Raw genomic sequence first — 11,400 nt, 5'->3', positions numbered from 1 at the left:
TTACCAAATCATGGCGAAAACTTCATCTAATATTTGCAAGGCATGATCGATCTCTGGTTTTTGGACAATAAGCGGGGGAAGGAAACGTAAAATTTTTCCTCCAACACAGTTGATTAAGAGTCCCTTTTCCAAACACGCCTGAACGATCTCCGGCCCCAACTTAGAAACGGGCAAGCCCACTATAAATCCTTTTCCTCGGACAGTTCCGCCTGTCTGATATCTTTGAGCCAATTGTTCTAGTCCTGCTTGGAAATAAGCGGCTCGCTCCCTGACGTCTTCGAAAAAGCCCTCTGTTAACATTACATCTAAGACGGCGCACCCTGCCCCAGTGGCCAAGGGATTACCCCCAAAGGTTGACGCGTGATCTCCCGGCTGAAAGGCTTGAGCAACTTTATCCGTTGCCAGCATTGCTCCAATCGGCACACCCCCGCCTAAAGCTTTGGCCAGGGTCATAATGTCCGGAACCACACCGCTCCACTCATAAGCAAAAAGCTTCCCTGTTCGTCCGACTCCGCACTGAACCTCATCGAAAATCAACAAGGCTCCGTATTGATCACACAACGCCCGGGCTTCCCGAAGAAACTCATCAGAAGCAGGTATTACCCCGCCTTCTCCTTGAATGGGCTCAATAAAGACAGCCGCCGTGTTATTGCCCACCTTTGCCCTTAGTCCCTCAATATCATTGATAGCAGCGTATGTGAAACCATTGGGAAGGGGGTCAAATCCATCCTGATATTTTGTTTGCCCTGTCAAGGTAAGCGTGACCAGTGTTCGACCGTGAAATGAGTTTTCCAGGGAAACAACCTCATATTTATGGGATCCAAAATGCTTCTTAGCATATTTGCGGGCAAGTTTGAAAGCTGCTTCATTAGCTTCTGCGCCGCTGTTGCAAAAGAACACTTTATCGGCAAAGGAATGCTCAACTAAACGCTCTGCTAAAGCCACTTGATTGGGAATCCAATAAATATTTGAGGTGTGTAAAATTTCTTTAGCCTGTTCTTGAATAGCATGAACAATGGCTGGGTGACTATGCCCCAAAGAATTGACAGCCAAACCCGTCACAAAATCTAAATACTGCTTTCCATCTGCATCCCAAACCAGCGGCCCTGCCCCTTTGACTATGGTCATCGGCAAACGGCCATAAGTATTCATTACCACATGTTGTCCACGCTTAATCATCGCTTGAGTATTATCGTTATCTGTCATTTAATCATCCCCTTTGAACATAGTGCCAATCCCGCCGTCTGTAAATAATTCCAACAAAATAGCATGACTTAATCGTCCGTCTATGATATGCACGCTGCCGACTCCGTTATCTAAGGCAGAGACCGCACACTCCGCTTTAGGCAGCATGCCGCCGTTCAAGATCCCTTGTTCTTTCAGAGAATCCACTTCTCCTCTGGAAATTGTCGAGATCAACGATTCAGGATTGGAAACATCTCTCAGTATTCCGCGAACATCTGTTAATAAAAGCATTTTATCTGCTTTAAGTGCCTCGGCAATCTTACCTGCGGCGGTATCGGCATTAACATTGAAGGTTTCTCCTGCTTCTCCGCTTGCCACAGGGGAAATTACGGGAATGTAGCCCTGGCCTAACAACGTTATCAAGATATCAGGAGTAACACTATGAATTTGCCCTACAAGCCCTAAGTCGACATCTTCTAATTTTCCTGAACTATTAGGCAGCTTCAGCGGCTTTTTTACCGCCATCAAGAGCTTGGCATCTTTACCGGATAATCCGACACTTTTACCTCCAAAGCGATTAAGAAGAGATACCATTTCTGCATTCAGCTTTCCTAATAAAACCATTTGAGCAATCTCCATTGTCTGGGCATCGGTTACCCTCAGGCCTTGAACAAACTGACTTTCAATTCCTACCTTCTTTAGCATCGAGTTGATTTCCGGTCCGCCGCCATGAACCAGCACAGGTCGAATACCCACTGAATGCAAGAGAAGGATATCCAACATAACTGACTCTTTTAATACTGGATCAACCATGGCGTGGCCGCCATATTTAATAACTACGGTTTTTCCGGCGAATTTTTGGATATAAGGAAGAGCTTCCACTAAAACCCGAGCTTTCCCTAATCCTTGTTCCATAGGGGTCATCTCTGTCACCTCCAACGTCTTAGGTTCGATAACTTCCATTGATGGTTACGTACTCATGGGTTAGATCACAGCCCCAAGCAGTTGCCCGATCTTCTCCGCTATGCAGATTTAAGCTGATTTGAACCTCTTTTAATTCCAAAATTTCTTTTGCCTTCTCTTCTGAAAAGGAGACCCCTTTCCCTCCCTGAGCCACACTTAAACTACCCAGATAGACATCCACTTTATTTGGATCAAACTCTGCCCCGGAGTATCCTGCTGCCGTCAATATCCGTCCCCAATTAGCATCCGCTCCAAAGAGAGCAGCTTTAACCAAGCTGGAGCCGCAAACACTGCGGGCAATTTTGCGGGCATCGTCTTTAGTATTAGCTCCGGATACATAAACCTCCATTAACTTGCTGGCGCCTTCTCCATCTCTGGCAATATCTTTTGCCAAGCGAATACACATTGATTTGACCATTTTCACAAAATTTGAATGATCTTCTTCACTCAATGTGATACCTGAAGCACCATTGGCCATCATCACAACCATGTCATTGGTACTTGTATCTCCATCGACAGTTACCATATTAAAGCTTTCATCTACAGCCTCACGGAGGATGTTCTGTAATTCTTCCGCAGGCAGGAAAGCGTCAGTTGTTAAAAATCCCAACATTGTCCCCATATTGGGATGGATCATCCCCGACCCTTTAGCGATTGCGCCAAGATGAATTGACCCTCCCTGGGAACAGGGCAGTTCATAGGCATATTCCTTGACCATGGTATCTGTTGTCATAATCGCCAGAGCAGCTCGATGGGCACCTTCGTCAGCCTCTTCCTTTCGCCCTCGGATTCCTTTTACAACATCGTTTAAAAGTTGTGAACTGGCTACTCGAATCCCGTTCAAGACCCGGTCAAGAGGCATCTCAACACCAATGACTCCTGTCGAAGCCACCAATACATCCTCAGGCTGTACTGCTAAAAACATGCCTGCCACTTCAGCCATCGAGTACGCTGCCTGGTCGCCAAACTCACCTACACAAGCGTTGGCATTACCGCTGTTCACAACAATGGCTCGTGCCAAGCCATTTTCCAGATGCCGCTGGGTTAAATATAAAGGGTGGGCTTTAACCACATTTTTAGTGTAAACGGCTGCTGCCTGAGCCTGAATGTCTGAAAAAATCAAGGCAACATCATACTTATCCTTATATTTAATACCTGCTTGGACACCCGCCGCATAAAACCCTCTGGGGGCTGCAATACCACCGTTCGTTAACTTCCAAGCCGTTTCCATGTTATTCACTATACTGCACTCTCCTTTGAATAGTTCTTTGCTCATGATCACTCTAATTTCTAATTGTATCCCTTGTCCTGGCTGGCATCAACATCATTAGAGGTATAAGCAGCAACTATTCCTGTGTAACATTTCACTGTGTCACTTGCTATCTATTAAGGCCACATAGCGGTTCCTTTTAAACCTAGTGATTCCTGCCAACCCATGATGATATTCATATTCTGAACTGCCTGACCGGCAGCACCTTTCATCAGATTGTCAATCACAGAGACAATAACTACATTTCCTGTTCGCTTATCAAGGGTTAATTGTAAGAAAGCATGATTGCTGCCGCTGGAAAATTTCGTCTGGGGCCAAGTTCCCGGCGGTAATAGGTGAACAAACTCTTCTTCCTCATACTGTGCCTGCCAGCATTCCCGCAAATCATCTTCTTGAACTCCTTCTGAAACTTTTCCATAGATCGTCACCAGCATTCCGCGTGTCATAGGTACTAAATGAGGTGTGAAGTTTACAGTTAAATTTTGCCCTGAGGCACGAGAGAGTTCTTGTTCTATTTCCGGCGTATGCCGATGGCTTGCAACTCCATAAGCTTTAAAGTTTTCATTGACTTCACTATAGTGCATCCCCAATGAAACCCCACGTCCCGCTCCCGATACACCTGACTTTGCGTCAATTACTAAGAAACTCGTTTGAAGTAATTGCTTACGAAGCAAAGGAACAAGAGCTAATAAGGTTGCTGTTGGATAACAGCCGGGATTGGCGATTAAAGACTTCCCTTTAATTTGATCTCTATAAATCTCAGGCAGACCGTAGACTGCATCCTTGAGCAGTTCAGCTGCCGGGTGTTTAATTTTATACCATTCTTCATATAGATCTGCTGAATTCAATCGAAAATCGGCTCCCAAATCAATAACTTTAATATTCTGCTTTAAGAAAGCACTCGTCCTTTGAGCTGTCAGTCCATGAGGAAGAGCGCAAAAGAGAACATCCAGCTCAGGTATGGTTTCATCCTGCAATATACCCACCTTTTGGTCCTGCCAATGGGGATAGATGGATTCATAATCTTCCCCGGCTGCACTGGATGATCCCAGATATAGCTTCTCAACCTCACCATGGCGGTGCAATAAGCGAACTATTTCCTGTCCTGCATAGCCTGTTGCCCCAAGAATACCGACCTTCATATCTTAAACCTTCTCTCTCAATTCATTATGTTCAATTTTAATAATTATACATTTATCTGCATAAACATTCAACCATTATCGTGAAGAAAACTTTCGGGCGACTAAACTAAAGTACCCATAAACGGCACTGGTAGGATTTTAACCCACCGACTCGCGCCACTTCGTGGCGCACATACAAAAAAAGAAAGGGTTTCCCCTTCCTTATGCAGTCCAATTCATTTTAGCTTCCCACTGGCTATTAATATTATACTCTATCTCACATTGATCACCTAAGCGAACGAAATTCTCGTTTAATTTGCTGTAGGAGTTTATTATCACTTAAAACATCCCAGCCTGTAAAGGCTAGTACCTGCATAGCTAATACAAGTAGACTCTCTCCATGATTAGATAGTGAAACTTGGGCAAATTCCCGTGTATGAGGAATCTCCGTACCTGTTCCTAAGGTTAGGTACGGATGAATTGAAGGCACTATTCGGCTGACATTCCCCATATCGACTGATCCCATGGCGGTTTGTGGAGCGGCAATCTGATGAATGCCTAACTCCTCTAAATTTTTAGTAAAACATTCAGCCAAGGCGAAATTGGTATGCATTTCATCATAAGAAAATTCGAACTTGTGCCAAGACATGTCTGCAGAAACCATCTCAGCAGCTCCTTGAGCACAACGGATTACCTGCGCTCTCAATTCATCCAAGTCTTCACGCTTCCGAGCACGCAGATAAAATCTTGCTACCGCACGCTCTGGAATTATGTTGGGAGCTGTACCTCCCTCTGTAATAATACCGTTAATCTTTACATCAGGGGAAACTTGTTTTTTGAGGGCATTAATCCCAACAAAAAAATTGATGACAGCATCTAAAGCATTAATACCAAAATTAGACGCAGCGACAGCATGAGCAGATCGTCCATAAAAGGTAAATTCTAAAGCATCTAAGGCAAGACTAGAAATGACAGGGACGTTTTGACTGCCTGGATGGAACATCATGGCTGCATCAACGTCCCTAAATACTCCTTTCTCTACTAAAGTTACTTTCGCTCCGCTGGTCTCTTCTGCCGGAGCACCTATGACTAAGACCTCACCCGCTAAATTTAAACTTTTACTTAGAACTACAGCCGCACCTGCACTGGCCGCTCCGATCAAGTTATGTCCACACCCATGCCCTATGACCGGCAAGGCATCATATTCTGCCAAAAAAGCAATCGTGGGTCCGGGGCGCATTCCCGTAAATCTAGCTAAGAAGGCCGTTTCTACTTCAGCAACGCCACAATCCACTTTAAACCCATGTTTTTTTAGAAAACGGCTTAAGCAATCAACCGCAAAGTACTCCTTATACCCCAGTTCAGGATGCTCACCAATCAGGTGAGCAATTTCCCATACCTCTTTGCGTAAATGGAAGGCCTGATCCCTTAAAAAAGCCTTGATAGCATTCATGGGCATCCATCTCTTTCTCATTCTTTATATTTGCTTATTATAAGAATAACTTATTCGTTAGATTTTTTCGATTATAGAATCCTTATATTCCGGGCTTCTAACTACCACTATTAGGGCCATTATTCCAAGCAACGGCCAGGAGACTACTCCCCAGAGAAGATCAATTCCAATCTTAATATCTTTAAGAACTTTGAGACTTTGCAGTAAGGTCTGTCCAATTTGCTGGAACTTAGAACTGTTTGGAAATCCCGCGAGGAGCGTATTCAAACCTCTCGAAAGCATATCATTTCCAAACCACAAGAGTATCCCAACCATTATACCCGACACTATAAGGCTAAGGGCTAAACCCAGTCCCCACTTTCTGCGCTCAGCTAAACGTCTCTCTGCCGCAAAATCAACAGGCTGTTCAAAAATTTGCGCCATAAGCTGGGTTTGAAAATTGTCAAGAACCTTCTTAGGAATCGCATCATCTTGAAATAATTTCTTCCATAATAGGCTGTCCTTTTCCTCCACGGATCTCCCTCCTTTCTAAAATCTGACGAAGTTTTTCCTTTCCCCGATGAATGTAAGTTTTAACACTGCTGACGGGAACCTGCAGAACCATTGCAATCTCCTTGTAAGAAAGTTCTTGGCGATATCGTAAATACAAAGCTTGCCCGTATTGTTCCGGCAGTTCATGCAAGACCTCTGAAAGCAAGGCAGTCTCTTCTTTTGCCAGTACAACTTCTTCGGGATTAGGTCGTTGGTCAACCATAGTCTCATCAGGTATCGATAAAACTTCTCTATGTCGTTTACGCATAAGATCAAGAGCCTTGTTTCGAGCAATGGCATATAACCAAGCTCGAAAAGGATATTCCTTTGAGTATCGATTTAAATTGCGGTATGCCGCTAAAAAAGCTTCTTGTGCGCAGTCAAAACTATCCTCTTCTGAGTTGAGAATTCGCCTTAAAAAAAGAATCAAAGGCTCCTGATAACGTTGGACAAGGCCAGCATATTGTTCGTGATGTCCCGCTAAAACTAGCCGAATGATCTCGGCATCTTCCATTAACTTTGGCTCCTATTCTCAGTTCTTAACTCCCATTATCCTCTGAGTTTTAATACGTTTGAGTTCAAAAAAAGTTTCAGAATTAGCTGGCCCATATCCTATTAATTGTAACCTATAACCTCTTTTTCCTGCAATCAATACCGCCTTTGAAATAGAAAAAATATTTTAAAAATTAAAAAACGCAAGGAGATGATTAAAAAATTCGTTCTCCAAATGCTGATGAAATGAGCCCAACTGCTAATTTTGCCGTCTTATTGTGGTTATCTAAAATTGGATTCACTTCAACCACATCCATACTTGCAATCCTTCCCGAATCTGCTAAGAGTTCCATGGCCAGATGAGCCTCACGATAGGTTATTCCCCCTGGTACAGGAGTTCCCACCCCGGGGGCCTCCTCAGGATCAATGACATCTAAATCAAAACTCACATGGATTCCATCCGTTCCTCTTGAGGCAATCTCAATGCCTTCTTTTACAACTTCCATCATTCCTTTTTGATCGATATCACGCATTGTAAAAACCGTAATTTTAGATTGGCGCAGCATTTCTTTCTCTTGAGGATCCATCTCTCGTGCTCCTATGATCACCGTGTTTTCTTCCTGCAGCTTTTTCTTCATTCCCCCAATGGACGTTAATTCCGAGGCCCCAATCCCGTTAGCTACAGCCAAAGGCATACCATGAATATTGCCGCTTTCAGTGGTATCCAAAGAATTGTAATCTCCATGAGTATCAAACCAAATTACTCCTAAAGTTTTTCCACTCAAGGCCAACCCTGATAGAGTACCTATTGCCAAGCTATGATCCCCTCCAAGAATTAATGGGATAACCCCTTCCTTGATTGCTTCTGAAACAACAATATGAAGACGCTCATTAATCGTAACAATTTCATCTAAATATTTAAGACGTTTATCTCTTATCTCTCGTGACTCTGGAACAGGAACCTCTAGATTACCTGAATCCTCAACTTTCCAACCTAGGCGCTTTAAACGTACATTCAAGCCTGCATAACGAATAGCACTCGGACCCATATCGACACCTCGTCGATCTGCTCCTAAGTCAATAGGTACCCCAATAATTCTAATCACGTTCTTTTGCATTGCTTTCTTCTCCCTGCTTTTATTCAAATTTGAGCATTTACACTCGCCAAACCCTTAGAATGACGGCTGCCCTCACAGATTCTAATTTCACCACACAAATTAATGTTCCCCAAAAATAAAAAAGCTTGCAAATATATTTTGCAAGCTTTTTAAGAAATCAAAGATCCCGAAAGAGGCTTAAATTCTTCTACTTCTTTAATAATCTTTTAATTAATTCTTCTTCGGTAAGACCCAGGGTGAGTTTAAAGGTTCCTGCCTGAAACCGACGTTGTACCCTCAGTTGATGAACATTATCCAAAAAGACTTCTTTATCCTTAATAAAACCTTGGGCTAACAACAATTCCGCAATTCTTTCAGCACCAACCCCTTTTGGAATGACAAAGTCCTTCTCAATTTCTGAAGAATCAGGTTCTGAAGGAAGCACCTGCATCGATGACTTCTTTGATTCTGCTGATTCAGAAGATTGAGGAATCTGTGTTCCTTCAGCTTGGTTTGTCTCTTGATCAATGGGAAGAGATGTTTGTGAATTCACAGCAGGTTGTTGATCAACTTGTTGATGCTGAGGAGAAAGAACCAGCGCAAGCATTGCGCTTAAAATAAGTCCTGAACCTAGTCCAAGCCAAAAGGAACGTGTAAATTTCAATTATCATTACCCCCGTCTGGCTGCATGCGCAATACCATAGCTACTGCATCTTGACTTAGAAATAACCGCTGGGCAATATCGGGTATGCATTCCCCTCCGGCAGCAAGCTCCAATACCTCTTGATACTTTGGTGATAGCTGAGAGTTTACTTCAGCCCCGTTATTGGGCCTACGCGTTTCTGTAGAATTAAAACCTTCAAAGGCAGCATTTTTTAGAAGAGCGAATTGTTGGGATTCAAATTCATTGGTCTTAGGCTCCAATACCTCTGTTTCATTTTCCTTTATCAGGATCTCTTTCTGCATGACCTCTGGAAGATTATCTTCCTTAGCTTCCAATAGTTTCCCTTCAAGATCAATAACCTGATCTTGAACCCGAACTAGCTCTTTTTTCAAGTAGGCCAAACCTTTTAAGGCTGTTAAGGTTTCTTCATCGGGTGTATTATTCCAACGCCAACCCAAAAATAAAAAGACAACTCCTAACAGAAATAATATTATAGGCAGGAAATCCACATATGCTCCCTACTTTCATAGATATCTTAACTCCAATTTAGACATTCGCGAAAGAAAATGGTTTCCCTGCAAAAGCTAACATTGTTCTACAAAATTTATTATTAATCTGCACTTTGATGTTCTGCCTGCTTTGCGAAATAATTTCCTAGACCTTGATAAATAGCAATTGCCAGTTTCTGTTGATAGTCAAGGGTTGTTAGCAACTGTTCTTCTTGAGGATTTGAGAGAAAACCAAGCTCTACTGTAACAGCCGCTTGATTTGCCTTTTTTAATACGTAGATATCTTGGTTTCCTTTCGCGATTCTCTTGCCATTTGTCATGGTGTTTAAGGCTTGCTGGATGGACTGAGCCAATAACTTTCCTTCAGGAGAATCTGAATGGTAGAAGGTCTGTGCTCCAAAAAGTTTTGCGTCAGGAAAACTATTGGCATGGATACTTAGGTACACTTCTGCTTGAGAATCCATAGCCAGTTGAATTCTTTTAGCCAGATCCTCTCTTTTACGACGTAAAAGACCCTCTGAGGTTCCTAAATCGCTATCATCATCACGTACCATAATAACTTTTGATCCACCTTGCTGAAGCAGAGACTGTAAACGTTTCGACACACCTAAAGTAATGTCTTTTTCTAATACTTTGTTTATACCAACTGCCCCTGGGTCTACTCCTCCATGACCTGCATCGATTACCACAACTCGGTCACCCAAGGTCCAACTCCATATTTCTTTATCTTGCCTGTTAAAGCCAACAACCGAAAGAATTACTAAAAAAAGGATAAACATCATTCCAAAATAAATCTTGCGCCATTTCATACTTATAACTAAAATTCTTTTCATTCTTCACCCTCCCCTAGTCTATTCCGTCTTACCTTATGGGGGAGATATTCAGAATATGCGTTTTGCTTGTCTGAAAAATATAGAAAACCCGGCTTTGCCGAGCCTTAGCGAAGGCGAAACCGTTGCTTACACTTATGCTACAGACGACGAAGACACTGTCTTCGCAAGGGTTAAACCTTCTTGCAGTATGAATAAAAGGTTATACTTTCTGATTAGTACGACGAAAAGGAAGGGATAAATCCCTTCCTTTGATTTGCAGAGGCTCGGCTTTGCAGCACAAACTTTCTTGGCTTAACGTTTTGAGAACTGTGGAGCCTTACGAGCTTTCTTTAAGCCGTATTTGCGGCGTTCTTTCATGCGTGGGTCACGTGTCAGGAAACCAGCTCTTTTGAGACTTGGACGAAGACTGGCATCAGCCTTCAGCAAAGCACGAGCAATACCTAAACGGATTGCACCAGCCTGACCGGTTGTACCACCCCCATGAGCGAGTGCAATAACATCATATTTTGCAACGGTATCTGTAATATTGAAAGGTTGCTGAACAATCATTTCCAGCGTTTTCTTACCGAAATACTCTGCTACTTCACGTTGATTAATGGTGAATTTTCCTTCGCCTGGAATAAGACGGACACGGGCGATTGCATTTTTTCGTCGTCCTGTCCCCATATATTGTAATTGAGTTGCCATGTTTTACTTCCTCCTTCCTACTGAATTGTCCAGATTTCAGGTTGTTGAGCTTGATGTGGATGTGTATTTCCCTTGTACACTTTTAATTTCGTATACATCTGGGCACCCAACTTGTTATGAGGAAGCATTCCCTTCACGGCATGTTCCATAGCACGTTCAGGCATTGTTTGCATTAACTTTTTATAAGTGACCTCTTTTAAACCACCAGGAAATCCTGAATGGCGACGATACATCTTATCGTTCAGTTTGTTTCCAGTTAATACAGTTTTTGCAGCATTAATAATAATTACATGATCTCCAGTGTCAACATTTGGTGTGAATGTCGGTTTATGTTTACCTCTCAGGAGACGTGCTGCTTCAGTAGCAATACGACCCAAGGGGACTCCCTCAGCGTCAATAATATACCATTTACGCTCCTGTTCTTGTGCTTTCGCAAAAAACGTGGACATGACTTTCCCTCCAATATAGAAGTTTGCTGTTTTTTTCTCACTAGCATGGGGCTCAATCATGCTTGCGTATGCCAGGGGCATGGGGCTCAATCATATCCAAGGCATAAAAACTCATATTGGTATTTTATTTTAAAATCAACTCCATG

13 protein-coding genes are annotated in these 11,400 nt (G+C 42.9%); all 13 read right to left on the bottom strand.

Going from position 1 to position 11,400, the window contains the following annotated elements; genetic code table 11:
* The 13 genes from DESOR_RS01430 to rplM all read right to left on the bottom strand — a co-directional run bounded on the left by DESOR_RS01430 (position 1) and on the right by rplM (position 11,254).
* The gene (locus tag DESOR_RS01430) at positions 1–1,206 is read right to left on the bottom strand and encodes an acetylornithine transaminase (protein ID WP_014182832.1); all 1,206 of its coding nucleotides are present in this window, start codon (positions 1,204–1,206) and stop codon (positions 1–3) included.
* On the bottom strand, positions 1,207–2,109 hold the full coding sequence (gene argB, locus DESOR_RS01425; RefSeq protein ID WP_014182831.1) for an acetylglutamate kinase: 903 nt from the start codon (positions 2,107–2,109) through the stop codon (positions 1,207–1,209).
* 19 nt (positions 2,110–2,128) lie between these two features.
* Positions 2,129–3,379 carry a bifunctional glutamate N-acetyltransferase/amino-acid acetyltransferase ArgJ gene (gene argJ, locus DESOR_RS01420; RefSeq protein WP_042331788.1) on the bottom strand — a complete coding sequence of 417 codons (1,251 nt, stop codon included), beginning with the start codon at positions 3,377–3,379 and terminating at the stop codon, positions 2,129–2,131.
* Between the two features lie 155 nt (positions 3,380–3,534).
* A complete protein-coding gene (gene argC / locus DESOR_RS01415; RefSeq protein WP_014182829.1) occupies positions 3,535–4,560 on the bottom strand; it encodes an N-acetyl-gamma-glutamyl-phosphate reductase in 1,026 nt (341 codons plus the stop codon).
* A gap of 265 nt (positions 4,561–4,825) precedes the next feature.
* A complete protein-coding gene (locus tag DESOR_RS01410; protein ID WP_042330681.1) occupies positions 4,826–5,992 on the bottom strand; it encodes a M20 family metallopeptidase in 1,167 nt (388 codons plus the stop codon).
* A gap of 57 nt (positions 5,993–6,049) precedes the next feature.
* On the bottom strand, positions 6,050–6,505 hold the full coding sequence (locus DESOR_RS01405) for a hypothetical protein (protein WP_014182827.1): 456 nt from the start codon (positions 6,503–6,505) through the stop codon (positions 6,050–6,052).
* Positions 6,459–7,037: an RNA polymerase sigma factor gene (locus tag DESOR_RS01400; RefSeq protein ID WP_014182826.1), complete on the bottom strand. Its 579-nt coding sequence runs from the start codon at positions 7,035–7,037 to the stop codon at positions 6,459–6,461. Before DESOR_RS01400 ends, DESOR_RS01405 begins: the two co-directional genes overlap by 47 nt.
* Positions 7,038–7,230: 193 nt before the next feature.
* Positions 7,231–8,133: an arginase gene (gene rocF, locus DESOR_RS01395; RefSeq protein WP_014182825.1), complete on the bottom strand. Its 903-nt coding sequence runs from the start codon at positions 8,131–8,133 to the stop codon at positions 7,231–7,233.
* Between the two features lie 187 nt (positions 8,134–8,320).
* Positions 8,321–8,776, bottom strand: a complete 456-nt coding sequence (locus tag DESOR_RS01390) for an MltG/YceG/YrrL family protein (RefSeq protein WP_014182824.1) — start codon at positions 8,774–8,776, stop codon at positions 8,321–8,323.
* Positions 8,773–9,234 carry a helix-turn-helix domain-containing protein gene (locus tag DESOR_RS01385; protein ID WP_242832430.1) on the bottom strand — a complete coding sequence of 154 codons (462 nt, stop codon included), beginning with the start codon at positions 9,232–9,234 and terminating at the stop codon, positions 8,773–8,775. Before DESOR_RS01385 ends, DESOR_RS01390 begins: the two co-directional genes overlap by 4 nt.
* 152 nt (positions 9,235–9,386) lie before the next feature.
* On the bottom strand, positions 9,387–10,118 hold the full coding sequence (locus DESOR_RS01380; protein ID WP_014182822.1) for an N-acetylmuramoyl-L-alanine amidase: 732 nt from the start codon (positions 10,116–10,118) through the stop codon (positions 9,387–9,389).
* Between the two features lie 291 nt (positions 10,119–10,409).
* Complete coding sequence (gene rpsI / locus DESOR_RS01370; RefSeq protein WP_014182821.1) at positions 10,410–10,805, bottom strand: 30S ribosomal protein S9; 396 nt, start codon at positions 10,803–10,805, stop codon at positions 10,410–10,412.
* A gap of 17 nt (positions 10,806–10,822) precedes the next feature.
* On the bottom strand, positions 10,823–11,254 hold the full coding sequence (gene rplM / locus DESOR_RS01365) for a 50S ribosomal protein L13 (RefSeq protein WP_014182820.1): 432 nt from the start codon (positions 11,252–11,254) through the stop codon (positions 10,823–10,825).
* Positions 11,255–11,400 lie beyond the last annotated feature (146 nt).

The sequence above is a fragment of the Desulfosporosinus orientis DSM 765 genome (genome assembly GCF_000235605.1).
In the GTDB taxonomy this organism is placed as follows: domain Bacteria; phylum Bacillota; class Desulfitobacteriia; order Desulfitobacteriales; family Desulfitobacteriaceae; genus Desulfosporosinus; species Desulfosporosinus orientis.
This window is presented reverse-complemented; position numbering and strand designations above follow the sequence as displayed.

Excerpts from the sequence above, each read along its gene's own strand:
- DESOR_RS01400 (WP_014182826.1), bottom strand. The coding sequence starts at position 7,037 with ATGGAAGATGCCGAGATCATTCGGCTAGTTTTAGCGGGACATCACGAA.
- argC (WP_014182829.1), bottom strand. The coding sequence starts at position 4,560 with ATGAAGGTCGGTATTCTTGGGGCAACAGGCTATGCAGGACAGGAAATA.
- rpsI (WP_014182821.1), bottom strand. The coding sequence starts at position 10,805 with ATGGCAACTCAATTACAATATATGGGGACAGGACGACGAAAAAATGCA.
- rocF (WP_014182825.1), bottom strand. The coding sequence starts at position 8,133 with ATGCAAAAGAACGTGATTAGAATTATTGGGGTACCTATTGACTTAGGA.
- argB (WP_014182831.1), bottom strand. The coding sequence starts at position 2,109 with ATGACCCCTATGGAACAAGGATTAGGGAAAGCTCGGGTTTTAGTGGAA.
- rplM (WP_014182820.1), bottom strand. The coding sequence starts at position 11,254 with ATGTCCACGTTTTTTGCGAAAGCACAAGAACAGGAGCGTAAATGGTAT.
- argJ (WP_042331788.1), bottom strand. The coding sequence starts at position 3,379 with ATGGAAACGGCTTGGAAGTTAACGAACGGTGGTATTGCAGCCCCCAGA.
- DESOR_RS01410 (WP_042330681.1), bottom strand. The coding sequence starts at position 5,992 with ATGAATGCTATCAAGGCTTTTTTAAGGGATCAGGCCTTCCATTTACGC.
- DESOR_RS01430 (WP_014182832.1), bottom strand. The coding sequence starts at position 1,206 with ATGACAGATAACGATAATACTCAAGCGATGATTAAGCGTGGACAACAT.
- DESOR_RS01380 (WP_014182822.1), bottom strand. The coding sequence starts at position 10,118 with ATGAAAAGAATTTTAGTTATAAGTATGAAATGGCGCAAGATTTATTTT.